We start from the raw sequence: 25962 nt of genomic DNA on the forward strand, positions 1-25962 counted from the left end.
CCGGGTAGCACCCGGCCGCTCCGCGCCTGCCGACGACCACCCGCTGGCCGTACGCTGCTGGTCGTGAGCACTTCAGCGACGCCCGGCGCTGCCGTACCTCCGCCGGACAGCCCGACGCCGAACGGCCCGGTGGGTCCGGTGTCGAACGGCCCGACCCTTTCCGGCGAGCTGAAATCCGGCGGGCCGGCGTCGAGCAAATCGGCGTCAAGCGGGCCGGCGTCAAGCGGGCCGGCGTCGGGTGAGTCGGCGTCAAGCGGATCGGCGTCGAGCGGATCGGCGTCAGGCGGATCGGCGCGGGGTGGCGAGGCGTCGCAGACCCTGGACCGGGGGCTGCGGCTGCTGCACCTGGTGGCGGACGTCCCGGGTGGGTTGACCGTCACCGAGGCCGCGAACCGGTTGGGCATCGGTCGAGCCGCCGTCTACCGGTTGGTCGGACCCCTGGCCGGGCACGGCATGCTTCGCCGTGACACCGACGGCCGACTGCGCCTCGGCGCCGGGGTGCTGCACCTGGCCCGGCGAGCCCAACCGCTGCTCGCCGAGGGCGCACTCCCCGCGCTTCGACGGCTCGCCGAACAGGCCGGAGCCACCGCCCACCTCACGGTGGTGGAGGGCGGCGAGGGGGTCGCGCTGGCGGTCGTCGAGCCGAGTTGGACGTCGTTTCACGTCGCGTACCGGACCGGGGCCCGACACCCGCTGGAACGCGGGGCCGCCGGGCGGGCCATCCTGGCGGCCCGGTCGGGCGACGCCGGCCCGGTGAGCACCGCCGGTGAGCTGCAATCCGGCGCGTACGGGGTAGCCGCGCCGGTGCTCGGGGTACCCGGCCTGGAGGCGAGCGTCGGGGTGGTGGCACTGGCCCCGCTGGATGCCGAGGCGGTCGGCGCACAGGTGCTGGCCGCCGCCACCGCCATCACCACCGCCCTGACCTGACCGCCCGCCCCCTGTTCCGCTGGCCCTACCGCCCGCCCCCGTTCCCCTGACCGACCGGCCCCGCCCTACCGAACCCCCCGACAAGACCGGCGCTACCCGACCCGACTTGCGCTGCCCGACCCGACTTACGCTGCCCGACCCGACTTACGCTGCCCGACCCGACTTGCGGCAAGTTGCGCCGAAACCACAGCTCGAAAGCCCAGCTTGCCGCAAGTCGCGGCACGGGCCTGGGCAGTCAGGCCGGGCGTGGGCGGGCAGGGCGGCACGGGCAGGGCGGCAGCGACGCCTATAGCACAACCGGCGAGGGCTGGGGCAGTTATCCACAGGGGACGGCCGAGGCCCTGCCGGCGATTGTCCACAGGGGCTGCCGAGGCGACCACACGGCGCGCAGGCTCTCGTTCATGCCAGCTCAAGCACACCGACCGAGCGCCCTGGCGTGGCAGGTCTTCCGCGGCTCGGAGGCCGTCCGCCAGAACCTACTCACCACGCACCAGCTTCGCAGTTCCGCCTGGGCTCGACTACGGCGGGACATTTACGCTGATGCCCGGCTCGATCGCGATCACGAATTGGCCTGCCGCGCCGTGGCGTTGCAACTGCCGGTCGCGGCAGCCTTCGCCGGCCCGTCGGCGGCGTACCTGCACGGGGTCGAGCATGCCGCAAGCCTCGCCGACAAGGTTCACGTGCTCGTGCCGGCTCCAACCGGGCTGCGCAGCCAACCTGGCCTGCAAGTGCACACGATGTCGGAGGAACCCTGGCTCCAGGGCATCGGCACGGGCACGCTCCGCCGCACCGACCCGACCCGGGCGGCATGGGAGAGCGCCGTCTGGCTGCAGCCGACCCGCGCGATCGCCATCATCGACACCCTGCTCGGCCGGGGACTCACCACCCGGGCAGCTCTCGCCCAGTTCGCGGCCCTGCACGACCGCCGTCCCGGGATACGCCGGGCGAGCTGGCTGTTCGATCTGGCTGAGCCGGCGGCCCAGTCGCCGGCCGAGTCACAGCTACGCATCCGCCTGGTGCTGGCCGGTCTGCCTCGACCGGTGGTGCAGCATCCGGTGCAGGTGTCCGGCGGTCTGATCCTGCATCCGGACCTCGCCTGGCCCGGCGTCCGGGTGGCGGTGGAATACGACGGGCACTGGCATTCCGACCACGAACAGCTACATCGGGACCGACAACGGCTCAACCGTCTCGTCGGTGCCGGCTGGTTGGTACTGCACGTGACCAGTCGTCGTCTTCACCAGGATTTCCCGGGGGTCGTCCGGGAAGTCCGCGCCGCGCTACTTGACCGGGGGTGGCGCCGATGACAGCAGGTGGCTGGGCTGAGGATTCCAGCCCAGCCACCGTGCCCCTGATCAGAGGCGTGCTATCGGCGCGGCTTGACAGTCACCGCCGCGTACGCGTCGACGATGCCGTGCCCGTAGAATCCGTTGAAGTTGCGCGAGCCGGCGCAGTAGGCGTCGAACTCGGCCGGGCGATCTTCATTGGCGTAGCTGAACAGCCGCGGCTCCGGGCAGGCTCGCTCGGCGGCCGTCCGAAGGAGCTGCTGCTCGACCAGGTCCGGCGCCATTCCGTAGCCGTCACGGCCCTGCTTCTTGCCGTAGCGACTCACGATCAGCGCGGCGACCCCGGAGGCGTGCGGTGCCGCCATCGAGGTGCCCTGCAGGTAGGTGTAGTATCCGCACTCGCCATTGCGCTTGCAGTCCTTGAACACGAAGGTCTCGGCGCCGGGCACGATGTTGCCGTCCTCGTCGACCGCGCCCTCCTCCTGCAGGACATGCTTCGGGTAGGTGGAGAGGATCATGTTGGCGTCGGTACGGAACGTATCCGTGCCGAAGCCGTCGCGGAACCAGCCACCGGGGGCGGCGACAGCGGTCTGCTCAGTCCCGTAGTTGGAGAAGTCGGACTTCTTGCCCGACGGGCCGACCGAGGAGACGCTGATGACGTGCGGCCCTTCGGTGGGCAGGTCCCAGCAGCTGTCGTTGTCGATCTCGCGCGGGTAGGGCGCGACGTCGCCGTAGTTGGGGCTGGAGGCGTCGGTGCGCGGGTCGCCCAGGTCCTCGTGGTTGTTGCCAAGGGCGCCCACGAGAGTCACGCCCCGGTTGTGGGCGAAGGTAAGCGCCCGCCGCATTGCCTTGATGGTGGCCCGCTGGGCTGCCTGTGCCTCCGGAGAGTCAGCCGGGTTGGCCGTGCAGTTGTAGAGCCACGGGTCGACGTAGAAGGACATGTTGACCACGTCCAGACCCGAACGGCCGGCGTGCAACAGGGCGTTGACCACCGGGTTCAGGAAGAAGTAGCCGGAGTCCTGGCCACCCTTGAGCTCGACGAGCGAGACCTTCGGCGCGACCCCGGAGAGGCCGAACCCGTTGGCGGCGGCGCCGATGGTGCCGGCGACGTGGGTGCCGTGACCGCCGTCGTCGGTGCCGACCGGGTCCAGGCAGCTCGCCACCTCACACTCTCCGTCGACCTCCGGGATGTCGGGGGCGAAGTTGCGTGACAGTGCCCAGTCGAAGTTGGGAGCGATGTCGGGGTGACCGGCGTCCACGCCGGTGTCGAGGACGCCGACGGTCACCCGGCGGTCGCCGGGCTCCACCTTGCGCGCCTTGTCGGCCCGGATCATCTCCAGACCCCAGAGCTTGTCATCCAGCGGGTCCATCTTTTTGCCCCGCTGCTTACCGGCGCCCTTGGCGGCCGCCGCGGCCAGCAGGTGTTCCTGCTCGACCCGGTCGAGGCGCGGTTTGCGCCCGATCGCCCTCTCCTCAGCCGCACCGATCAGGGCGGCGGCGGAGGTCGCCTTCGTCGCGAAGTCGGCCTGGTCGGTCGTCACCTGGTAGACACCGACCTCGTCGCTGCGGGACACCACGGTCCCGCCCGCCGACCGGATCGCGGCGATCGCCGCGTCGGTGGAGACACCGTCCTCGGCGACCACGGTGAAGGTCCGCAGGTCCGCCGGCTCGGCGCTGGCGGGAACTCCCAGACCTGTGACCGTGAGTGTCAGTGCCGTCGCGGTCGCGACGGCACTGACGGTGAAGCGCTTGCTCACCACATCGGATCCTCTCGTTGAGGGACGTGGCGTCATCAGACATCAATGCGTGAGGTTTCGCCAGAGCAGCGCCGGATTGACGGCGGAAGATCCGCTTCGCCGGAAAGATCAGCCAGCACGCTGGGCAGTTCGGCCAGGGTCGAGACCACGGCGTCCGGCACCACATCCGGCGGCAACCGCTCGCCTCGGCGGTTCAGCCACACGGCCCGCAGGCCGGCCTGCTGTGCTCCGACCACGTCATGGGCCGGGTTGTCGCCGACATGTACCACCTGAGCCGGATCGACTCCGGCGGCAGCGCATACGGCCGCGTAAAAGTCTGGGGCCGGTTTCTTCGGCACTCCGTCGCAATGCGCGTACACCTCGAAGGCGAACTCGCCGACGAGGCCGCAGCGTTCGGCGCGGCTGTTGCCGTTGGTGGCGAGGCCCAGCGTCCATCGTTGACGCAGAGCCGCCAGTGCCGGCAGCGTGTCGACGAACGGCCGGGTCGACGCGAAGCGGCGGGCGAAGAAGAGCTCGCTGATCTGGTCCAGGTGCGCACCGAGCCCGGCCCGGTCCAGGGACCGGGCGAGGGCGGCACGCCGGATCTCGGCCACCGGCGCGGCGGCCAGGTCACCGAAGACCGCGCCCCAGTCCGATTCCAGGTCGGCGAGCGTGACGCAGGCCGCCACCGGGGTCAGCCGCCGCATCTGCGCCAGCACGGCTTCCAGCCCCGCCGTGACGGCCGGACGCAGATCGACCAGGGTTTCGTCGGCGTCGAACACCACCGTGCTCAGCATGCCGTTCAGCATGTCACCGCAGGGCGGGCTCCGTCGCCTTCAGCGGAGCCGGCTGGACGGGGATCCGCAGCTCGTCGAGGCGGACCAGCGCCACACCCGAGACGATCAGCAGTCCGCCGAACAGTTGCACCACCGTCGGCAGCTCTCCCAGGACCAGCCAGGCGATCAGGACCGCGAACATCACCTCGGTCAGCCCGACGAAGGACGCCATCCGGGAGCCAAGCGCCCGCACCGCGGCGATCCCCACCAGATAGGCGACCACTGCAGCCACCAGCGTCAGACCGGCGATCGGCACCAGCCAACTGGTCTGCGTGCCGGCGAACTGCACGGTGTCGAAGGTGGCCCGCAACGGCAACGCGCCACTCAGGCCGAGCAGCAGCAGCACACCGGCACCGGCGGCCATCCCGCCACTGGCCATGACCGTCGACGGCAGGGCCGGGTCGACCCGGCCGGCGAGCACGAAGTATCCGGCTAGCCCGACCGCCGCACCGAGTCCCCAGAGGACGCCGACCACGTCGAGCCGGCCCGTCCCGGTCACGTCGAGCACGAAGATCAGCCCGACCATGGCCGCCACCGAGCCGGCGACGGTGAGCCGCCGGGGACGCTGGCCCTGCACCAGCCAGGTCCATCCGACGACGAGAATGATGCCGAGGTATTCCAGCAGCAACGCGACGCCGACCGGCAGGTACCGCACGGCGTTGAAGAAGCACGCCTGGGCGACCGCGACCCCGAGCAGCCCGAAGACGCCGATCGAGGCAAGGTTGCGGCGCAACACCGGCCAGCACCCCCGCAGGACGAGCACGGCGGGCACCATCAGGATCAGAGCGGCGATGCCGACCCGAGCGATGACGACCGCCTCGGCCGACCAGCCGGCGTCGATCAGGGATCGGGCGAAGGTGCCCGAGGTGGCAAAGGTGATCGCGGAGAGCAGCGCCAGCGCGAGACCGGTACCTGCGGCGGGCGGTTGACGCATGGGGCTCTCCTTGGCACGACTGCCCGCCATGGGCAAAATGGGTTACGCCGATGACGCTAGGTGGAGCCACGACAGGAGTCAAGTTGCTTTTCGCCCATGACACTGAGTGTTCTCTGATCGCCGCCGCAGCGCTGGTCAACACCGCCGGATCCAGCGGAGAGGGCCTCCCGGATGTCGCCGCCCTGGACGCCTTCTTCACCAGTCACTCCTACAGCGGCCGGCACGAGCACACCGACACCGAGCTACGAGCGGTACGCGCCCTACGCCCCCGTCTCCGCCGGATCTGGTACGCCGAGGTGGACGAGATCGTGTCGATCGTCAACGCCCTGCTCCGCGAGCACCGCGCGCTGCCCCAGCTCATCACGCACGACACCGAGCCCTACCACCTGCACGCCGTGCCCCGGGACGCCCCGCTCGCCACCCGAATCGCGGTCGAGGCGGCGATGGCCGTCGCAGACGTGGTACGCGGTGGCGAACTGCGCCGGCTGCGCACCTGCGAGCACCCCGACTGCGACAACGTGCTGGTCGACCTGTCCAAGAACCGCTCCCGCCGGTTCTGTGAAGCCGGTTGCGGTAACCGGGCCGCCGTCAGCGCCTACCGCGCCCGCCGGGCCGCGGCCCGCTCCTGACCTCCGACGCGTGGCGACGCTTGTCAGCGGGCACGGCCGGCCATCAGCCAGCGAGTCACCCTGACCCGGAGCAGCACGTAGTGACCGTCCGGGCCGTCAACCGTGACGTCCCAACCGTCGTACCGGCGGCGAAGCGCCTCGACGACGTCGGGCGGGAAGGGCTGGCGGACGATGCTCGCCTCGCCCTCCGCGACGACCGGCGCATTCCCGTCGGGCAGCGCCAGCGACACCCGGGGGTCGGCAGCGATGTTACGGACCTTCCGGTTGCGCTCGCCGGAGCCAATCCACCACTCACCCTCGGCATAGTGGAACCAGACCGGCGTCAGATGCGGCGAGCCGTCCGGCCGCAGCGTGCAGATCCACCCGACCCGCTCCCGCGCCAGCCGCTCCAACACCTCCGCGCCGGGCGAGGTGGTCACGTCCGGCGCGGCGGTGCCGCGACGAAGACCCGCCAGGCGTACGCGTCAAAGCTCAGCACCGGCCCAGCCGGATCCTTACTGTCCCGCACACCCACCTCCCGGGAAAGACCGACCGCCACCTCGACACACCGGTCGTTGGACCCACTACGGCGGCTCTTTCGCCAGCGCGCGCCGGTCAACTCCATGATTCCGCCAGTTCCTTCAGCAGCTCGATCGATTCCTGCGGAGGCAGAGCCACGGCGAGAGTAGCCTCCCAGGTCCGTTGCAGTCTCAGGAGGTCGGCTGCTCCGTCCAACTCTCGTCCACCGATCTGGCCCCCGAGGGAGGCAACTTCGACACCGGCGGCCAGGCTGGCGAATATGACGGGCCGTTCAGGCCCGGATACTCCTCCGTGGACGTGGGCACGACGTGGATCCGAAGTGTGGGTGCTCGACAGCGAGGCAGACGAGGTGCAGAAGCTGCTCACGCATGACTTTCCGGCCACCGACCCGTCGTCGCAAGACCGACTCGTCCACGACAGCCGCGATCCGGGGAGATTTCTCGGCGTGAAGCACCTCTTGGCTGCTCAACCGGTCAGTCAACCGTCGTTCGATTTCGCCGGGATCCAGCACCGGATCGGACTCGAAGACCGCTCGCGCATACGCTTCCGTCTGCAGCAGGCCAGGCACGTGGAGCGGTTCGAACCAGCGTAGGGCCCATGACTCCGCCAAGATGGCGCGCCAGCCGCGTTGCCAGACCTGGGCTGGCACACCCGGCAGCGACCGCGCACCCGTCTTTGTCGAGGGCTACCAGGTCGGTGAGCATGCGACCGAAGATGCCGCCGGTGTCGAGGGCCTTGTCAACCAGGTCCAGGTACTTCGGGGTGGGCGGCTGTTGGCCCAGCTCGACCGCGCTGACCATAGACGGCGAGTAGTTGACGGCCTTGGCCAACTCTTCCTGACTCCATCCCCGTCGGACCCGAGCCCGGCGCAGCTCCGCAACCAGGAACGCCGCCGCCGTCAGCTGCCCACCCGCCATCTCCAACCGCCCTCCAGCAACCGGTCGATCGACTCCAGCGCCACGCCACCGGCAGCCCGGCCACCGGCAGTGACTCTCGGACAGCAGGCCCAAGCACTTCCGAGCGTAGGGGCGTCCTCAGCAGACTGTGAAGCGCGACGCTCGCCGCTCATCCCCCGAGCTCGGCGTCGAGGTGGGACCGTCCGCTCCCCCGGCCGGGCGGTCCCACCGCCGGGGCGATTCACGCAAACGACCCAGCTCGGCAGGAGGCTGCCCCATGTCCCGATCCGCGCCCCGAACTGCCCGTCGCACCGCGCCGTGGAATGCCCGTCGAACCACCTCCCGAGCCGGGTACCGAAGCGCACCCCGAACCGACCGGCACGGCGGCGGCCGAAGGTGAGGGGCATGGGCGCGTCGCCCCGGACGCATCTGCCGTTGCGTCCGCTCTGGCTCTGCCGGGTCTGCGCCGCACCGTGGCCCTGCGCCGCCGCACGGCTCGATCTTGTCACCGAGTACGCCCACGACCGGGTCGCGCTCAGCACCTACCTCTGCGCGGTGCTGCACGAGGCTGCCGCCGACCTGTACCGCATGAACCACAGGACGGTCCGGACCCTGCGGCGCTCTTTGCCCGCTTTCTCGCCTGGGTGCCCAGGCATCGAATGACCGATGGCTGATCGACTCCGGTTGCGGCATCTTGCGGCCATCAGCCGCCCGGATACGCCGAGATGCCGCAACCGGAGTCGATCAAGCCAGCCCGACCGGCAGGCGCGGGCACGGACCGACGCGCGGGCGGGCGTGCCTGGGCGGTGGGCGGACACGGGCGGTGGGCGGGCGCGGGCGGTGGGCGGACACGGGCCGGTGGGTGGACACGGGCGGTGGGCGGGCGCGGGCGGTGGACGGACACGGGCGGTGGGCGGACGCGGGCGGTGGACGGACACGGGCGGTGGACGGGCGCGGGCGGTGGACGGGCGCGGGCGGTGGACGGGCGCGGGCGGTGGACGGGCGCGGGCGGTGGACGGGCGCGGGCGGTGGACGGGCGGTGGACGGGCGCGGGCGGTGGGCGGGCGGTGGACGGGCGCGGGCGGTGGCTGGGGGCTTAGGGGTGGGTCATGCGGAGCAGGTCGAGCGCCTCCTCCAACTGGGTCTCCGAGAGTTTCCCGGAGTCGAGATGGCCCCGCGAGATCACCACCTCCTTGATGGAGATCTGCTTCGCCAGTGCCTCCTTGGCGATCGAGGCGGCCTCGTCGTAGCCGAGGTGACGGTTGAGCGGTGTGACGATCGACGGCGAGCCCTCGGCGTACGACAGGCAGACCTCGGCGTCCGCGACCAGGCCGACCACACACCGGTCGGCGAGCAGGCGGCTCGACGCGGCGATCAGCCGGATCGACTCCAGGATGTTGCGACCCATCACCGGCAGCATGACGTTCAGCTCGAAGTCACCCTGCGAGCCGGCGAAGGCCACTGTCGCGTCGTTGCCTACCACCTGCGCGCAGACCTGCCGGACGCTCTCGCAGACCACCGGGTTGACCTTGCCGGGCATGATCGACGAGCCCGGTTGGAGGTCCGGGATACGCAGTTCACGTAGACCGGCACGCGGGCCGGAGCCCATCCAGCGGATGTCGTTGGCGATCTTGTAGAGCCCGACTGCGACGGTGCGCAGCTGCCCCGACGTCTCGACCAGGGCGTCCCGGGCGCCCTGCGCCTCGAAATGGTTGCGCGCCTCGGTCAAGGGCAGCCCGGTCGAGGCGCGCAGCTTCTCGATCACCCGGGCGGCGAAGCCGAGCGGGGTGTTGATGCCGGTGCCGACCGCCGTACCGCCCAGCGGCAGCTCGGCCAGCCGGGGCAACGCGGCCTCCATGCGTTCGATGCCGTAGCGGACCTGGGCTGCGTACCCGCCGAACTCCTGCCCGAGCGTCACCGGGGTGGCGTCCATCAGGTGCGTACGCCCGGCCTTCACGACGGTCTCGAACTCCGACGCCTTCGCCTCCAGCGCGGCGGCCAGGTGGTTCAGCGCCGGCAGCAGATCCCGTACGACGGCCTCGGTGGCCGCGAGGTGGATCGACGAGGGGAAGACGTCGTTGCTGGACTGCGAGGCGTTGACGTCGTCGTTGGGATGAACGCTGCTGCCCAGTTCCCGCCCGGCCAGGGTGGCGATCACCTCGTTGGTGTTCATGTTCGATGAGGTACCGGAGCCGGTCTGGAACACGTCCACCGGGAACTGGTCGTCGTACCCGCCGTCGGCCACGTGCGCCGCGGCGGCGGCGATCGCGGCGGCCACGTTCGCGTCGATCACCCCCAGGTCGCCGTTGACCTCTGCTGCCGCCCCCTTGATCTGAGCCAGCGCCCGGATCTGGGCCGGCTCGATGCCTCGGCCGGAGATCGGGAAGTTCTGCACCGCCCGCTGCGTCTGGGCCCGCCACAACGCCTCGGCGGGCACCTCCACCTCGCCCATCGAGTCGCGTTCGATCCGGTAGCCGGTGCTCTCTGGAGTCGTCACGCGTTCCATCCTGCCGCGCACCGCGACGACGTGCAGATGTTCGCCCCAGCCGCACGGTCCCAGATCAGCCAACGAGCCGGCCGGTACGCAGCTTCCACTCGAAATTCTGGCGCGCCCGTCGCAGCGACAACGCCGCGCCCGACGTACCCAGCGCGCTGGCCGTCGAAGGTCGGACCTGCACGGACGGCCTGCTGATCGGCACCACCAGGCCGGTGCTCGGCGCCGAGATCACCGACCCGGACAAGGTCGACGGTTTTGCCGGCGATCAGGTGACTGCGACCTTCGCCTGGTGGCCTGCCGATCGGCTCACTGAGCGGACCGAGTGGACGTCCTACCCCTACTGCGCACCGACCCGCTTCACCCATACCGTGCCGAAGGTGGGATGGTCAACGGCGGGACGTACGCCTTCTCGGTGCGCGCCGCCGACCAGCACGCCAGTTCCGACTGGTCACCGGAGTGCCGGTTCACCATCGACACGGTGCGCCCGCCGGCCCCGACGGTGACCTCCACCGACTACCCGTCCGGTCGGAAGCCATTACCTGTACGTGTCGAGCAGGACCTCGTCGGGCATCACGTCCGGCGAGGACTACTACTACTTCTACGTCAACTACCCGGGCTGACGTCCCTAACGACGAGGGGCGCCGGGCGGAAGCGCGGCGCCCCTCGTCGTGTCGATGTGGTCAGCGGCTACCGATGGTGAGGACCGGCTTGGTGACCTCGGCGAAGAAGTCGTTGCCCTTGTCGTCGACGACGATGAAGGCGGGGAAGTCCTCCACCTCGATCTTCCAGACCGCTTCCATGCCCAGCTCGGCGTACTCCAGCACCTCGACGTGCTTGATGCAGTCCTGGGCGAGGCGAGCGGCGGGGCCACCGATCGAGCCGAGGTAGAAGCCGCCGTGCTGCTCGCAGGAGCGGGTGACCTGCGCCGACCGGTTGCCCTTGGCGAGCATGACCATCGACCCGCCGGCGGCCTGGAACTTCGCCACGTACGCGTCCATCCGGCCGGCTGTGGTCGGGCCGAACGAGCCGGAGGCGTAGCCCTCCGGGGTCTTCGCCGGTCCGGCGTAGTAGACGGCGTGATCACGTAGGTACTGCGGCATCTGCTCGCCCGCGTCCAGCCGTTCGGCGATCTTGGCATGGGCGATGTCCCGGGCCACCACGAGTGGGCCGCTCAGCGACAACCGGGTCTTCACCGGGTATTTGGACAACTCGGCACGGATCTCGTCCATCGGCCGGTTGAGGTCGACGCGGACCACCTCGGTGGCGTCGAGATGTGCCTCGGTGACGTCGGGAAGGAAACGGGCCGGGTCGGTTTCGAGTCGCTCCAACCACACGCCCGACGGGGTGATCTTCGCTACCGCCTGCCGGTCCGCCGAGCAGGACACGGCGATCGCCACCGGACAGGACGCGCCGTGCCGGGGCAGCCGCACCACCCGGACGTCGTGGCAGAAGTAGCGCCCGCCGAACTGCGCGCCGATGCCGAAGTTGCGGGTCAACTCCAGCACTTCGGCCTCCAGTTCCAGGTCCCGGAAGCCGTGCGCGGTCATGGAGCCGGAGGTGGGCAGGGCGTCGAGGTACTTCGCCGAGGCGTACTTGGCGGTCTTGAGTGCGTACTCGGCGCTGGTGCCACCGATCACCACCGCAAGGTGGTACGGCGGGCAGGCGGAAGTGCCGATCAGCCGCAGCTTCTCCTCCAGGAACTGCATCATCCGCGTCGGATTCAGCAGCGCCTTCGTCTCCTGGTACAGGTACGACTTGTTGGCCGACCCGCCCCCCTTGGCCATGAAGAGGAACTTGTACGCGTCCGGGTGACCGTCCGGATCCTCGGCGTACAACTCGACCTGCGCGGGCAGGTTGCTGCCGGTGTTGCGTTCCTCCCACATGGTCAGTGGAGCAAGCTGGGAGTAGCGCAAATTCAACCGGGTGTACGCCTGCCACACGCCCCGCGAGATCGCCTCGGCGTCCGTCCCGTCGGTGAGCACGTGCCGGCCGCGCTTGCCCATCACGATGGCGGTGCCGGTGTCCTGGCACATCGGCAGCACCCCGCCGGCGGCGATGTTGGCGTTGCGCAGCAGGTCGAGTGCGACGAACCGGTCGTTCGGGGAGGCCGCCGGGTCATCGATGATCGACCGCAGCTGGGCGAGGTGCGCGGGGCGCAGGAAATGCGCGATGTCGTGCATCGCCTCGGCGGTCAACGCGGTCAGGGCGGCCGGTTCGACAGTCAGGAACCGGCGACCACCGGGGCCGTTGACCACGTCGACGCCCTCGTCGGTGACCAGACGGTAGTCCGTCTGGTCGGGACCGGTCGGCAGCAGCGGGGCGTACGCGAAGTCGGCGCCACTCACGACGGCACTCCACTTCGCTCCGCGCCGCCGTGAGGCACCACCGCACCACACCGATGATTCGCTCGCTGCCGCTCGCCCATGACGGCAAAGCCTAGGGCAGAAGGTCGGGTCCGTCCCACCCGACGGGGGGCGCGGTCATTTACCGGGGTCCGGGGCGGCGCACAGCTCGTTCTTCGGACCACAACTGTCCTGGGGCTGCGGCACCGCGCCGCTGCCGGCGGGGCCGGGGTCCGCCTCGTCGGCCTCGCCCGGCGTGCCACCGGCCGCTGCGCCGAACCGGACGTACCCGATTTCCCGGCCCTCCCCGATCACCATGCCGGCGGGCCCCACGGCGAGGGCGTTCGCCGAGGTACGTAGCACGGCCAGTTCCCGCCCGGTCCGCGGATCCAGTGCGACCAGTCGGTTGGGTTTCTCGTCGGCGACGATCGCCGCGTACGGGGTGAGAGCCGCACCCGCCTTCTTTCCCGCCGGCCGGTTCCACCGGGTCCGTCCGGCACCGAGTTCGCGGGCGGAGACGGCGCTGCCGTCGGCGGCACGCACCAACGCGTACCGGTCGTCGACGGCGAGCACCCGTTCGGCGTCGGCGGTGGCCAGCAACAGCCGCCCGTCGTACCCGTCGAGGACCGCTTCCCGGCCGTCCGGCGAAACGCCGAGCACCACGTTACGGGCACCATACGGGTCCTCCCGCTGCGCGCAACCGGCGCTGTCGGCGGTGCGGAGGTTGAGCCCTGACTGCTGCCACGCCTCCTGCCCGGTGGCCGAGTCCCGACCGGAGATGGCGTAGTAGCAGCCGCCGTCCTGAGAGCGGGCGGTGATGCGCAACAGGCGTCCACCGATCACGGCGAGCCGTTCCTCCCGGCCGGGTTCGACGTTCTGCAACACCCGGCCGGTGGCGGTGTCCACCACGTGCACCCGACCGTCGACCGGGAAGCCGAGCAGCGGCGGTACCGCCTCCGGGCCAGCCACCTCGCCATCGATCCGGTTGCTGGTGAGCTGCCGGCTGTCGAGCAGATTCGGGTTGTCCGCGAGTAGGCCGGTGCTGACCCCGGGCAGGAAGGCGGTCCACAGCGGAACGGTGCCGTGCGGGTCCCAGGCGCTCAACGTGCAGTCGGTGGCCTCCACGCATCGGGCGTCCAGCAGCAGGTTGCGATACGTCCAGACCGCCACCGCGTCACCGTCGCGGCGGCGGGTCACCCCGGTCATCGGGTCGAGCACCTCGTACCCGTTGACCAGCAGCTTGCCTACGACGACGACGGCTTGACGTCCGGCTCCGGTGACCGCGCTCCAGTCGGCCTTGCGTTCCCAGAGCTGTGTGCCGGCGGCGAGGCTGCGGGCCTCCACCCGGGTGCGCTGCTCGATCACGACGCTCTCGCCGGCGATGGTGACGCTGCGCGGGGTGCCACCGATACGTTGCTGCCAGACCACGTCCGGCTGGGAGATCGGCTGGGGGCGATTCGCCCAGTCCCACATGGTAGGAAACGGGTTCCAGACTCCGGTGGCGGCGAGCACCACCACCGTGATCAGGCCGAGCAGCAGCCAACTACGTACGCCGAGGCCGCTCCCCTTCGCCACCGGGACACGGTAGCCATCCGTGCTCGCCACCGCCCGCACCACCCCGCGTGTCGCGCCGGAAAGATCGCGTCGGCAGCACCGCGAGCACGGTGTGACTCAGCGGTCAGCGGACACCGCCGGAGCCGGCGTGGTCGCCGTGGGCTCCGCCGCAAGCGCAGGTGGGCGTCGGCCATCAGGGGCGAGGACCGGCCAGAGAAGCAGCGACGCGATGATCGAAGCGGCCCCGGCGCCGGCCATCACCACCCCCGGCGCCAGCACCTCACTCAATGCGCCGGCCCCGGCGGCGGCCAAGCCCTGCGCCGCCATCATGCCGGTACTGACCAGGCCGAAGGCCTGCCCCCGGCGTACCTCGGGGACGGCGTCGAGGAAGCGTCGGGCCAGTCCGAGCTGGTAGGCGAAGCCCGCGGTCGCCACCGCGAACAGGGCCGCCGCGGGCAGCAGCACCGGTCGGGCCAGGAACGCCAGCATGGGTACGCCCAGCAGCAGGGCCAGCCACGGCGTCCAGCGTTCCCGCCGGGCAGGCGCTACGAACCGCCCCACCAGCAGGTCGCCGACCAGCATGCCGCCCGCCCCCGCCATCAGCAGGATGCCGGCGCTGGCACCCGGCCCGAGCCCAGCCGCGTACGGCACCGCCACCCCCTCGGCACCGACCAGCAGTGACCCCGGCAGCCACTGGGCGAGCAGCAGGCCACGGATCCGCCGGTCGGCCAGCAGCTGCCGGTTCACCCGCAGGGTTTCCCGGAACGCGCCGGCGCCGGGGCCGGCAACCGCCCGGCCGGCGCGGGCGGGACGAGAGGCCAGCCCGAACCGCACCAGCAGTGCGGAGAGGGCACAGGTCGCCGCCGTCAGCCAGAGCGCGCCGTACGGGCCGACCAGCCCCAGCAGCAGACCACCGACGGCGAACCCAGCCACCTGCGTACCCCCGGCGGCAACGGTGAGCAGCGAACGACCCAGCACGTACCGGTCACCGTGCAGCAGCTCGGGCAGCAGCGCGGTACGCGACGCACTGCTCACCGGGCCGAAGAGGGCCACGACAGCGACCAGGCCGAGCATCGTTGCCGGTGAGAGCAGACCCGTGGCGAGCACCGCGACCATGGCCAGCCGCACCAGGTCGTAGCCGACGATCAGGGCGCGGGCCGGCCACCGGTCGGCCAGGGCCAGCAGGAACAGCCCACCCAGCGCGTGCGGCAGGAATCCGGTGACGTACGCGAGTGCGGCCAGCAGGCCGGAACCGGTGCGCGCGTAGACGAGCACGGAGAGGGCGAGCATCTTCACCGTCTCGCCGATCATGAAGATCCCATAGCTCGCGAAGATCACCCGGAACTCGGCGACGGCGAAGACGTCCCGGAAGGTGGCCTGCCGGTCGGCCACCTTCGGCGCGTTCATGCTGGTGTCGTCCACGCCGATCAGCCTGCTGGCGCACACCGGACTGCTCTATCCTTTCGCTGGAGAACGAAAGGTCGAGGGGTGCGGATCGAGGTCACTCCGGCAGACGTGGCGGCCAGTCGGTATGCCATCTCCCCGCTGGGCGAGGCGGTCTGGGCGCTGCGCGTACACACCGGCCAGCACACCGTGCCGGGGCTGGCCCCGTGGGTGACCCGCACCCGATCGGACTTCGAGCGGTTGCGTCGGGACTGCCCGGCGGTGGTCGCACTGATGGCGCTACTGCGCCGGGGCGGCTACAACGCCGACTTCATCCAGCCGCCGCCCGACGGCATCGGCCGCACCTTCGCCGACGAGCTGGCCGCGGTCCGGGCCACGCCGCTCGGGCAGGCCCGTGACGAGCTTTCCCGCAACCTCGTCGGACTGCGCACCCCACCGGCGTACGCTCGCCGCATCTACGAGGCGCCGGACGTCGTGGACCGGCTGGCCGACGCGATCGAGGCCTCCTGGACGGTCCTGGTCCAGCCGGACTGGCCGCGACTGCGGGCAGTGCTGGAACGGGACCTGGTTCATCGCGCGGGCCGCCTGCTCGCGTACGGCTGGGGGGCCGCCGTGGCGGACCTGGACCCGAGACTGCGCTGGGTCTCCGGCGGCGGCCTCGGCGCGATCGAGGTGGCCGACCGTGACCCCCGCAGCTACTCGTTGGGTGGCCGGGGTCTGCTCTTCATCCCCACCGTTTTCGGCACAATGATCAACTACGTCGAGCCGCCGTGGCCGTTCGCGATCGTCTACCGGGCCTCCGGGGTCGCCGAGCTGCTCGGACCGCCCGACCCGGGCCGTCCCGAAGACGCTCTGGATCGGTTGGTCGGGCGGTCCCGCGCGGCGGTGCTGCGGGCCCTCGCTCTGCCTGCCACGACCAGCCAGCTCGTCGTGCAACTCGGGATGAGCCTGGGCGGCGTCGGCGACCACCTGTCGGTGCTGCGCGACGCGGGCCTGATCACCCGGGTCCGCTCCGGCCGATCCGTCCGCTACCGCCGCACCCCGCTGGGCGACACGCTTGCGGAGAACTGACCGGACTCATCGCACCGCCGAGCGCAGCAGCGGAAGGACCCGGTAGGGGATCTGCTCGGCGAGCGCGATGATCGTGGATGCGCGGGTGATTCCCTCGTACGCCACGATCTGGTCGATCACCCGCTGCAGGTCGGTGTTCGAGCGGGCCACGATCCGGCAGAGCAGGTCGCCCGAGCCGGTGATGGTGTGCGCCTCCAGCACCTCGGGGATCGCCGCCAGGTGCCGGGTGACCGGGTCGTGCCCGTGCCGCTGGCTGATCTCCAGGGTGACGAAGCTGGTCACCGTGAAGCCGAGCGCGGCCGGGCCGAGATCCGGCCCGAAGCCGGCGATGACGCCCCGCCCGACCAGTTTGTCGAGCCGCGCCTGGACGGTCCCCCGGGCTACCCGGAGCCGGCGCGAGCACTCCAGCACGCCGATCCGGGGTTCCTCGGCGAGTAGTTCGATGAGGCGCACATCCAGCTCGTCGAGCTGAGCAATCTGACCAGCGTTCACGCCTGAGCACCATACCGTTTGTGCAACCTGACCAACGTACGCCGCGAGGGTTGCCCAGCGCGGCCCGTCCCCGCGATGCTCGGCACACAGCACACGATCCCGTCGGCCCACCAGGCCGGGCGGTACGCGAGGGAGGCCACCATGACCCAGGCGATCGACCGACCCCAGCCGACCGACGAGGTGGACGTCGACGCTCTCGTCGGCGCCGTCGACCACGACACCAGCAAGGACCCGTTCCCGGTCAAGGGTCTCGACCACGTGCGTTTCCTGGTGGGCAACGCCAAGCAGGCAGCGCACTACTACTCCACGGCGTTCGGCATGACCTGCGTGGCGTACCGGGGGCCGGAGCAGGGCCACCGTGACCACGCCGAGTACGTGCTGACCAGCGGTTCGGCGCGATTCGTGCTCACCGGCGCGGTACGCCCGGACGCTGCGGGTGCCGGGCACGTCGCCCGGCACAGCGACGGCGTCAGCGACATCGCACTGGAGGTGCCCGACGTCGACGCCGCGTACGCACACGCCACCGCGCAGGGCGCGACCGGCCTGGTCGAGCCACACGACCTGACCGACGAGCACGGCACCGTACGCCTGGCCGCCATCGCCACCTACGGCGACACCCGGCACACTCTCGTGGACCGGTCTCGCTACCAGGGTCCGTTCCTGCCCGGCTTCGCCGCGCGGGGTCCCATCGTCGACCGGCAGCCGATGATCGACGCCGGGATCCAGCCGAAGCGCTTCTTCCAGGCGGTCGACCACGTGGTCGGCAACGTCGAGCTGGGCCGGATGGACGAGTGGGTCGAGTTCTACCGCCGCGTCATGGGCTTCACCAACATGGCCGAGTTCGTCGGGGACGACATCGCCACCGACTACTCGGCGCTGATGAGCAAGGTCGTCGCGAACGGCACCCGCAAGGTGAAGTTCCCGCTCAACGAGCCGGCCGTCGCCAAGAAGAGGTCGCAGATCGACGAGTACCTGGAGTTCTACCAGGGCCCCGGCGCCCAGCACATCGCTGTGGCCACCAACGACATCCTGGCCAGCGTGGACGCGATGCGGGCGGCCGGTGTCGACTTCCTCGAAACTCCCGACTCGTACTACGACGACCCGCAACTGCGCGCCCGCATCGGTGAGGTACGCGTACCGATCGAGGAGCTCAAGTCCCGCAAGATCCTGGTCGACCGGGACGAGGACGGCTACCTTCTGCAGATCTTCACCAAGCCGGTGCAGGACCGGCCGACCGTCTTCTTCGAGCTGATCGAGCGGCACGGCTCGCTCGGCTTCGGCAAGGGCAACTTCAAGGCGCTCTTCGAGGCCATCGAGCGGGAGCAGGAGAAGCGGGGCAACCTGTAGCTGATCGCCGGGCGGGCTGGCTGCCAGGCCGGTCGGCTGCCGGGCCGCCACCACCGGAGCCGGAGCCGGATGGGCAGCAGTGCCTCCACGACACGTTCGCCGAGACCGTCGTCGTTAAGGTGTCGAGGTGAGTGAGCGCAGCGAGGCCGCGTCGTGAGCGTGGCACCCGGATGGTACGTCGACCCCGCCGACCCGGAAACCCGAAGGTACTGGGATGGTGAGGGCTGGATCGGATCACCCATCCCGGTCGACGTCACACCACCCGAGGGCCCGCCCGAGCCCGAGCCCGAGCCGGCACCGGAGCCGGCAGCCGCTCCGACCCCCTCCGCAGCCGACCTGCCCTCCGGCGGTCAGGAGCCAACGAGGCCGTCGCCGACCGGCGGCCCGGTGCAGGGACCGTCACCTGACTGGCCGTACCCGACCTGGCCCGGACGTCCGCCAGCACCCCGGCCACACGGGGTACCGCTGGCCTCGTTCGGCGCCCGGCTGGCTGCCCGGCTGATCGACTTCGGCGTCGTCCTGCTGCTCAACGCGCTCGTGAACGGCTGGTTCGTCTGGCGCTACGTCCAGGAACTATCGGCGCCTCTCGACGAGTTCTGGCGCCGTGTGCAGGCTCAGGACCGCACCACCGATCCGCTGCCCGCAGCCGGCGACCAGGCCGGCGCGCTGGTGGTGACGATCCTGCTCATCGCCACGTCGCTCTGGCTGGCGTACGAGGTGCCGTCGATGGCGGCCAGCGGGCAGACCTTCGGCAAGCGGCTGCTTCGGGTCAGGGCGGTGCCGGTCGAGATGGACGCGCCCCTGGGCTTCGGCCGGGCGTTGCGTCGCTGGAACACCCTCGGCCTGCCCACGCTGCTCTGGTACTGCTGTGGTCTCGGCCTACTGCTTCAGTTGATCGACGCACTCTCACCGCTCTTCGACCACCCGTTACGTCAGGCGCTGCACGACAAGCGGGCGCAGACCGTGGTGGTCCGGCTTCCGCGTACCCCTGACGACCGCACCGACCCCCCGGGAGAGACCTCATGACCGACGACGGACGACACCAGGCGGCGGTGCGGCTGACCCGCGTCGACCTGGACGCGCTGCCCAACTACGTGCCGGGACGCAGCCCGGCCGACCTGGCTCGTGAGCTGGGTCTGCCCGAGGCCATCAAACTGGCGAGCAACGAGGTGCCGTACGGGCCGCTACCAGGTGTGGTGGATGCGGTGGCCGAGGCGGTCGCCGGGGTGCACCGCTACCCGGACATGGGTGTCGTCGCGCTCCGCCAGGCGCTCGCCGACCGGTACGGGGTGGACACCGACCGGGTGGCGACCGGCTGCGGTTCGGTGGCGCTGGCCGAGCACCTGGTCCGCGCCACCTGCCTGCCCGGCGACGAACTCGTCTATTCGTGGCGCTCGTTCGAGGCGTACCCGATCATCGCTGCGACGAGCGGGGCGACAAGCGTTAAGGTGTCGAACGATGCCGGGCACGGGCACGACCTGGCGGCGATGGCTGCGGCGGTGACCGACCGCACCCGGATGATCCTGGTCTGCAACCCCAACAACCCGACCGGAACCGCGGTACGCCAAGCCGAGTTGGATCGCTTCCTCGACGCCGTACCGGACGACGTGCTTGTGGTGATAGACGAGGCGTACCGGGAGTTCGTCACCGACCCGGAGGTGCCGGACGGGCTGAGTTACGCCGACCGGCCCAATGTGGCGGTGCTGCGCACCCTGTCGAAGGCGTGGGGCCTGGCCGGCTTGCGGATCGGGTTCCTGGTCGCGCAGCCGCAGGTGGCGGCGGCGGTCCGGAAGGTCGTCACGCCGTTCTCCACGAGCATGGCCGCGCAGGCGGGCGCCTTGGCGGCGCTGTCCCAGGCCGACGAGGTACGTCGGCGGTGCGCGTTGGTGGTGGCCGAACGCGAGCGGGTCGGCGAGGCGTTGACCAAACTCGTCCCCGGCGTCCCGGCCAGCCAGGCGAACTTCGTCTGGCTACCGCTCGGTGACCGGGCGGTCGAGTTCGGCAGGGCGTGCGAGTCGCGGGGCGTGATCGTGCGACCGTTCCCCGGCGACGGGGTACGGGTCACCGTCGGCACGCCGGTCGAGAACGATGCCTTCCTGGCGGCGGCCGAGGCCGCTCTGGGCTGACCAAGGCTGCTTGCAGCCTCGGCGGGTCGGTCCGCCATCCCCCAGCGGACCGACCCGCCGATCTCCTCACTGAACGATACGTGCCATTTGTCCGCTTCGGCGCATTTTCTCCGCATTTGCTGGCGGATCAGGTCGCGGCAATGATCAACGCTTCGGCGGTCAGGTAGTACCGTCTGTCGTCACCGTCGGGATCGACCGGCTGACGCAGCCGCTCCACCACCACGTAGCCGTCAGCCGCGTACGCGTCGCCCGGCGCCCAGCCGGTACCGTCGGAACCGATGTCGAGCACGAAACCGGACAGTCGAGCACCGGTCTTCGGATCAAGGGTGACAAGCTCGTTCACCTCGGTGAGCACGTGCACCCGACCGGGCTGGACGGCGATCACCCGGCCCGGTCCGGTCTCGGAGCGCCAACGTTCCTCACCGTCGGGGACACTCCGGCCGACGAGCACCCCGTCGGCAACGCCCACCGCCATCTCGTCGACCACCTCGGTCCCCGCACGATCCAGGACCGACACCCGGACCGGACCTTCCGGGCCGAGCAACCAGCCACGGGCAGGCGCGTCACCGTGACCAGCGGTCCGTAGTGCGGCACAACCGACACCCTCCGGCCGGCAGCCGAGCAACGTGGCCGTCAACTCCTCACCGGCGTCCGGCGGTCTCCACCTGGTCGTCACCGCGCCGGTCGCGGTGTCCCGGAACTCGACCACCGTCGGCCCGTCGCAGTCGTCCACGGTCAGCAGCCGCCCACCGGAGCCGGCACCCACCGGCTCGCGGCAGCCGGCGCCCACCGCTGACTGCCACAGCTGGTCCCCGTCAGCCAGGTCGACGGCCCGGATCTCACCATCGCCGGAGCTGACGACCACGAGGCGACCGTCGGCGGCACGGCTCACCACGAGTCCACTCGGCTGCCAGACGACGGCGGTGCCGGTGCGGCGCACCACCCGCGTCGATGCCGGCTCGGGCCCGTCCGCCCGCCACGCCACCCGACCGGTACGCACGTCGAGCGCCACCAGCTGCCCGTCCGACCACCGAGTCACCACGGTCGCCCCGCTCACCACCACCGCGTCCAGGCTCGCTGGCCAGCGCCGGAACGACCAGTACGGGGTACGTCGGCTACGGCTGTCGACCGGCTGGTCGGCGTAGACCTGTCGAACAGCGGCGTAGACCCGCAGCCGACCGTCGACGATCAGCGGAGCAGCCGGCAGGCGGCCGATCACCCCGGCGGCCGGTGCACTCCGGGCCGGATAGTCGTCCCGGGCGGGGGTGCTGACCTCTGCCGGCGCCAGGACCCGGTACGCGATGACCCCTGCTGTCGCAGCGACACCCACCGCCGCCACGGCCGCCATTACCCGCCGCCGACCCACCGCCCACCTCATGCCGCACCTCCGCACGGCACCCTACCCAGCGCCCCGGCCCCGACCCGCCGGGCCGTCACCGGCCGGCACGTCGTGCCGTACGCGGCGTCCTCCGGGTGGCCGTGACGCCAACCCGAACTGCGACTCGTGCGGCACCGCGACCAACCTGTCGACCACCGCGGTCGACGTGCCACCTCCCGTGGCACCGACGGTAGACGCCGTGAGCGCGGCGCGGGGTCCCCGAGCGGTAATCCCACCGGAGACCCCTGCGGGTGTCAGCCGACGAACCTGCCGTCCCTGATCGCGTCGACGAAAGCGGTCCAACCCGGCGAACTCACCACGAGCGCCGGTCCGGCCTGGTCCTTCGAATCGCGAATGCCCACCACACCGTGGACGGCGGCCAGATTGCCGGCCACCTCCACGCAGAGACCCTGGTCGTTGGAGCGGCTGCTGGTGCGCCAGACCGCGTCCACGAGTTCGCGCATCGTCATCTCCCTCAGTGTTCGGCGTCCCGCCAGCCGGGCCGGGCCGGCCGGGCAGGAGCATCGGCCGGCCCGTCATGCGGCGTGGCGACGGAATTCCGAGGCGATCAACGAGGGCGGTGACGGTACCTGATCGCACCCGCTGTGCGATCAGGTACCGCTGTCGGCTTGAGGTCAGTTCGACGGCAAGACGGTACCGGCGACCTCGCCCAGGGTGAGGGTGGCCCCGTCCGGGCCGGGTGCGGTGGCAGTGATCGTCACCGTGTCACCGTCAGCGAGGAAGGTGCGTTCGGTCCCGCCCACGGTGATCGGCTCGGTGCCGCCCCAACTGAGTTCCAGGAACGAACCGACCTGGTCCCGCCGAGGGCCGGAGACGGTGCCTGAGGCGTAGAGGTCACCCGTACGAAGCGAGGCACCGTTGACGGTGAGATGCGCCAGCTGCTGGGCCGGCGTCCAGTACATGTCGGCGAAGGGCGGCTCGCTGACCGTCTCCCCGTTCCAGACGATCTCAAGCCGCAGATCCAGCCCCAGGTGTGGCTCGTCGCGCAGGTAGTCGGCCACCGGCGGATCCTGCGCCGGGCCGGCGACGAACGCCTCCCGTAGCGCGTCAAGCGGAGTGACCCAGGCCGCCACCGAGGTGGCGAACGACTTACCCAGGAACGGCCCGAGCGGCTGATACTCCCAGGCCTGGATGTCCCGCGCCGACCAGTCGTTGACCAGCACCACGCCGAAAACGTGATCGGCGAAGTCGGCGGCGGCCACCCGACGGCCGATCGGGCTCGGCACGCCGACCACGAAACCGACCTCAGCTTCGATGTCCAAACGGGTGGACGGGCCGAACGTCGGCCCGTCGGCGCTGGGTCGCTGGCCCTGGGGTCGCACCACCGGGGTGCCGGAGACCACCACCGTGCCGGACCGTCCGTGGTAACCGATCGGCAGGTGTTTCCAGTTCGGCAGCAGTGGAGGTTGGCCGGGGCGGAAGATCAGGCCGACGTTCGAAGCGTGGTTCTCCGAGGAGTAGAAGTCCACGTAGTCGGCCACCTCGAAGGGCAGCTCCATCCGTACCTCGTGCACCGGCACCAGCAGCGGCTCCACCACCGTCCGGTGCTTCGGGTCGGTGAGCAGCTCGACGATCCGGTCCCGCACCCCGGTCCACTGCGGACGCCCCAGGGCCAGGAAGGCATTGAGTGTCGGCCGGCACAACGCTCCGCCGGCCAGCACCAGATCGGCAGCCTCAGCACCGGCCAGGTCCAGCACGACATCTCCGATGCGTACGCCGATGCGTGGCTCGCGGTCACCCACCCGGAACACCCCGTAGGGCAGGTGGTGCACCCCGTACCCGGAACCGGCCGCACCCGGGACCCAGCTCATGCCCGCCCTCCGTTTCGCTCCACGCCGCCACGCTGACACTCGCTCATGCCTCGAAGCCTCCGTTCACCAGCCCGAGCCGGATCAGATCGGTGAGTGGTTCCCCGATGCTGCACGATCCGAATCCCACCCAGAGCGGGCGCTCGGTGTCGTGTCGGCCGTCGATCGCCTGTACCAGTGGCCGCTCGTCGCGCACGGTGAGTAACTCGGCGACGGCACCGACGGCTGCGCCGGCCGCGGCCGTCAGGGTCGCGGCGAGCACGTTACCGAACCCATGGTGGGTGAAGCCGGTCTCCGGGTCGACGTGCCGCACCGAGTGGTGCAGCCCGGCGGTCAGCTTGAACGGCAGGTCCCGCTCCCGGCACGCGCAGATCACCGCAGCCAGTTCGGCCGGGGTCGGAAACAGCTCGGCGGCCAGTCCACCGGTACGGAACTTGGCAGCGATCGGCACACCGTCAGCGCGGGCGTCGGCGAGGGCGTCGAGCGCGCCCATCAGCCCGAAGGTCAGTGGGATCTCCGCGTACACGGGAACGCCGTCACGCCGCTCGGCCAGCTTCACCAGCTCGGCTACGCCAGGTCGGGGGTCCTCGCCCCGACGGGCGACCGGCGCTTCGATCTGCCGTACGGTCACCCCGAGCGGAGGTAGGAACGACAGTGCGAAGGGCAGCCGGTCGAGGCCGGTGTCACCGATCAGCCCGATCGCGAGGCTCTCCTCGGGGTCGACCAGACCACTCAGCTCACCCGCCGTGATCGTCGAGGCGGGCAGCAGCAGCGGGCCGACCAGGTCGGCGTACCAGGCGGCGCGGTGCCGCCGGTGCGCGCCGATCGCGTCGGGCAGCGGCGCATTGCCCGGCGGAAAGACTGCGGCGTCGTCGACCAGGCCGGCGACGAGTGTGGGCAGCTGCGTTGACACGAGACAAGAATGTACGGGACGCTGCACGAAGCGGACAACAGCGTCCGATTATCGGACGCTCATCGCGGACCGGGAGGGCGAGATGCCGTACTACCGCAGCATCGGTGAAGTGCCACGCAAGCGCCACACCCAGTTCCGACAGCCGGACGGCAACCTCTACACCGAGGAGCTGATGGGGCAGGAAGGCTTCTCCTCCGACTCGTCCCTGCTCTACCACCGGTACGCGCCGACCGCGATCGTCGCCGCGACGGAGTTCACCCCGCCGGTTGTCACCCGACTGCCCAACCTGCCGCTCAAACCACGACACCTGCGCACCCACAAGCTCGACGGGACCGGCGCCGACCCGATCCTCGGCCGGCGGTACCTGCTCGCCAACGACGACGTTCGGATCGCCTACGTGCTGGCCGACCGCCCCTCTCCACTGTTCCGCGACGCCACCGGCGACCACTGCCTCTACGTCGAGGCGGGCAACCTGCGGGTCGAATCGACGTTCGGCGTGCTCGACGCGGCCCCCGGCGACTACGTGATCGTCCCCACCTCCACGGTGCACCGCCTGGTGCCCACCGGTGACACACCCACCCGGTTGCTCGCCGTCGAGGCGTCCGGGCACATCGGCCCGCCCAAGCGCTACCTCTCCGTACGCGGTCAGTTCCTGGAACACTCACCGTACTGCGAGCGTGACGTCCGGGGACCGGACACCCCGTTGCTCGTCGACGGCACCGACGTCGAGGTGCTGGTCCGCCACCGGCGCGGCTGGACCCGGCACGTCTACGCCAACCACCCGTTCGACGTGGTCGGATGGGACGGTCACCTCTACCCGTGGGCCTTCTCCATCCACGACTTCGAGCCGATCACCGGCCGGATCCACCAACCGCCGCCCGTGCACCAGACCTTCGCCGGTCCCAACTTCGTGATCTGCTCGTTCGTGCCTCGGAAGGTCGACTACCACCCGGAGGCCATCCCAGTGCCGTACCACCACCACAACGTCGACTCCGACGAGATGCTCTTCTACACCGGCGGCAACTACGAAGCGCGGCGCGGCTCCGGCATCGAGCAGGGCTCCATCTCGTTGCACCCGTCCGGCTTCACGCACGGACCGCAGCCAGGCGCGGCGGAACGCGCCATCGGGGTGGACTTCTTCGACGAGCTGGCGGTCATGGTCGACACGTTCCGGCCACTCGACCTCTGCGGTGCGGCTGCCGAATGTGAGGACGACGCCTACGCCTGGACGTGGGCCCGCCGGCCCTAG

At 70.7% G+C, this 25962-nt stretch carries 22 protein-coding genes and 2 pseudogenes; 9 read left to right on the forward strand and 15 right to left on the reverse strand.

The annotated features are described in order from the left end of the window. Window positions 1-318 precede the first annotated feature (318 nt). Complete coding sequence (locus HCA58_RS02635; protein WP_169596181.1) at window positions 319-927, forward strand: helix-turn-helix domain-containing protein; 609 nt, start codon at window positions 319-321, stop codon at window positions 925-927. Window positions 928-1328: 401 nt separating this feature from the next. After that, window positions 1329-2231: a hypothetical protein gene (locus tag HCA58_RS02640; RefSeq protein ID WP_169596086.1), complete on the forward strand. Its 903-nt coding sequence runs from the start codon at window positions 1329-1331 to the stop codon at window positions 2229-2231. Window positions 2232-2290: 59 nt separating this feature from the next. Here HCA58_RS02640 and HCA58_RS02645 read toward each other — a convergent pair whose 3' ends face one another. From HCA58_RS02645 to HCA58_RS02655, 3 genes are read right to left on the reverse strand one after another with little or no spacing between them, the layout of a single operon-like run. Then, window positions 2291-3967 carry a S8 family serine peptidase gene (locus tag HCA58_RS02645; RefSeq protein ID WP_169596087.1) on the reverse strand — a complete coding sequence of 559 codons (1677 nt, stop codon included), beginning with the start codon at window positions 3965-3967 and terminating at the stop codon, window positions 2291-2293. A 35-nt stretch (window positions 3968-4002) separates the two neighbouring features. Further along, on the reverse strand, window positions 4003-4743 hold the full coding sequence (locus HCA58_RS02650) for an HAD family hydrolase (protein ID WP_169596088.1): 741 nt from the start codon (window positions 4741-4743) through the stop codon (window positions 4003-4005). Window positions 4744-4756: 13 nt separating this feature from the next. Further along, complete coding sequence (locus HCA58_RS02655; RefSeq protein ID WP_169596089.1) at window positions 4757-5716, reverse strand: EamA family transporter; 960 nt, start codon at window positions 5714-5716, stop codon at window positions 4757-4759. Window positions 5717-5799: 83 nt separating this feature from the next. Between HCA58_RS02655 and HCA58_RS02660 the strand changes: the two genes are divergently transcribed. Continuing rightward, on the forward strand, window positions 5800-6345 hold the full coding sequence (locus HCA58_RS02660) for a CGNR zinc finger domain-containing protein (protein ID WP_169596090.1): 546 nt from the start codon (window positions 5800-5802) through the stop codon (window positions 6343-6345). Between the two features lie 23 nt (window positions 6346-6368). On the opposite strand, the gene HCA58_RS02665 is transcribed toward HCA58_RS02660, so the two are convergent. From HCA58_RS02665 to HCA58_RS02675, 3 genes and pseudogenes are all read right to left on the reverse strand, one after another. Then, window positions 6369-6764 (reverse strand): TIGR03618 family F420-dependent PPOX class oxidoreductase, encoded by a 396-nt coding sequence (locus HCA58_RS02665; protein ID WP_169596091.1) that lies wholly within the window; start codon window positions 6762-6764, stop codon window positions 6369-6371. After that, entirely contained in the window at window positions 6761-6949 is a 189-nt protein-coding gene (locus HCA58_RS02670) for a DUF397 domain-containing protein (protein WP_169596092.1), read from the reverse strand. Before HCA58_RS02670 ends, HCA58_RS02665 begins: the two co-directional genes overlap by 4 nt. Next, window positions 6940-7781, reverse strand: a pseudogene (locus HCA58_RS02675) (helix-turn-helix transcriptional regulator). Before HCA58_RS02675 ends, HCA58_RS02670 begins: the two are co-directional and overlap by 10 nt. 384 nt (window positions 7782-8165) lie before the next feature. Between HCA58_RS02675 and HCA58_RS02680 the strand changes: the two are divergent. Next, window positions 8166-8434, forward strand: a pseudogene (locus HCA58_RS02680) (hypothetical protein). Window positions 8435-8856: 422 nt separating this feature from the next. Here the strand turns inward: HCA58_RS02680 and HCA58_RS02685 are convergent. From HCA58_RS02685 to HCA58_RS02700, 4 genes are all read right to left on the reverse strand, one after another. Continuing rightward, entirely contained in the window at window positions 8857-10266 is a 1410-nt protein-coding gene (locus HCA58_RS02685; protein WP_205807440.1) for a class II fumarate hydratase, read from the reverse strand. A 671-nt stretch (window positions 10267-10937) separates the two neighbouring features. Continuing rightward, the gene (locus HCA58_RS02690) at window positions 10938-12602 is read right to left on the reverse strand and encodes a fumarate hydratase (protein WP_169596094.1); all 1665 of its coding nucleotides are present in this window, start codon (window positions 12600-12602) and stop codon (window positions 10938-10940) included. Window positions 12603-12737: 135 nt separating this feature from the next. Continuing rightward, complete coding sequence (locus HCA58_RS02695) at window positions 12738-14174, reverse strand: PQQ-binding-like beta-propeller repeat protein (RefSeq protein WP_169596095.1); 1437 nt, start codon at window positions 14172-14174, stop codon at window positions 12738-12740. A gap of 96 nt (window positions 14175-14270) precedes the next feature. Next, window positions 14271-15560: an MFS transporter gene (locus HCA58_RS02700; RefSeq protein WP_169596182.1), complete on the reverse strand. Its 1290-nt coding sequence runs from the start codon at window positions 15558-15560 to the stop codon at window positions 14271-14273. Window positions 15561-15641: 81 nt separating this feature from the next. Between HCA58_RS02700 and HCA58_RS02705 the strand changes: the two genes are divergently transcribed. After that, window positions 15642-16628, forward strand: coding sequence for a winged helix-turn-helix domain-containing protein (locus tag HCA58_RS02705; RefSeq protein WP_169596096.1), 987 nt, complete (start codon window positions 15642-15644; stop codon window positions 16626-16628). 6 nt (window positions 16629-16634) lie between these two features. On the opposite strand, the gene HCA58_RS02710 is transcribed toward HCA58_RS02705, so the two are convergent. After that, window positions 16635-17120 (reverse strand): Lrp/AsnC family transcriptional regulator, encoded by a 486-nt coding sequence (locus HCA58_RS02710; protein ID WP_169596097.1) that lies wholly within the window; start codon window positions 17118-17120, stop codon window positions 16635-16637. A gap of 141 nt (window positions 17121-17261) precedes the next feature. Between HCA58_RS02710 and hppD the strand changes: the two genes are divergently transcribed. The 3 genes from hppD to hisC all read left to right on the forward strand — a co-directional run bounded on the left by hppD (window position 17262) and on the right by hisC (window position 20593). Then, a complete protein-coding gene (gene hppD / locus HCA58_RS02715) occupies window positions 17262-18467 on the forward strand; it encodes a 4-hydroxyphenylpyruvate dioxygenase (RefSeq protein ID WP_169596098.1) in 1206 nt (401 codons plus the stop codon). Between the two features lie 153 nt (window positions 18468-18620). Further along, complete coding sequence (locus HCA58_RS02720; RefSeq protein WP_169596099.1) at window positions 18621-19493, forward strand: RDD family protein; 873 nt, start codon at window positions 18621-18623, stop codon at window positions 19491-19493. Further along, window positions 19490-20593: a histidinol-phosphate transaminase gene (gene hisC, locus HCA58_RS02725; RefSeq protein WP_169596100.1), complete on the forward strand. Its 1104-nt coding sequence runs from the start codon at window positions 19490-19492 to the stop codon at window positions 20591-20593. Before HCA58_RS02720 ends, hisC begins: the two co-directional genes overlap by 4 nt. A 127-nt stretch (window positions 20594-20720) precedes the next feature. Here the strand turns inward: hisC and HCA58_RS02730 are convergent, their stop codons facing one another. From HCA58_RS02730 to HCA58_RS02745, 4 genes are all read right to left on the reverse strand, one after another. Then, window positions 20721-21971 carry a PQQ-binding-like beta-propeller repeat protein gene (locus HCA58_RS02730; protein WP_169596101.1) on the reverse strand — a complete coding sequence of 417 codons (1251 nt, stop codon included), beginning with the start codon at window positions 21969-21971 and terminating at the stop codon, window positions 20721-20723. Window positions 21972-22225: 254 nt separating this feature from the next. Then, window positions 22226-22435, reverse strand: a complete 210-nt coding sequence (locus tag HCA58_RS02735) for a DUF397 domain-containing protein (RefSeq protein WP_169596102.1) — start codon at window positions 22433-22435, stop codon at window positions 22226-22228. A 171-nt stretch (window positions 22436-22606) separates the two neighbouring features. Then, window positions 22607-23803: a fumarylacetoacetase gene (gene fahA, locus HCA58_RS02740; RefSeq protein ID WP_169596103.1), complete on the reverse strand. Its 1197-nt coding sequence runs from the start codon at window positions 23801-23803 to the stop codon at window positions 22607-22609. A gap of 43 nt (window positions 23804-23846) precedes the next feature. Next, window positions 23847-24713 carry a hypothetical protein gene (locus HCA58_RS02745; RefSeq protein ID WP_169596104.1) on the reverse strand — a complete coding sequence of 289 codons (867 nt, stop codon included), beginning with the start codon at window positions 24711-24713 and terminating at the stop codon, window positions 23847-23849. A gap of 82 nt (window positions 24714-24795) precedes the next feature. Here HCA58_RS02745 and HCA58_RS02750 point away from each other — a divergent pair, with 82 nt between their 5' ends. Beyond that, the gene (locus tag HCA58_RS02750; RefSeq protein ID WP_169596105.1) at window positions 24796-25962 is read left to right on the forward strand and encodes a cupin domain-containing protein; all 1167 of its coding nucleotides are present in this window, start codon (window positions 24796-24798) and stop codon (window positions 25960-25962) included.

The organism is Micromonospora sp. HNM0581 (assembly GCF_012726175.1).
Classification (GTDB): domain Bacteria; phylum Actinomycetota; class Actinomycetes; order Mycobacteriales; family Micromonosporaceae; genus Micromonospora.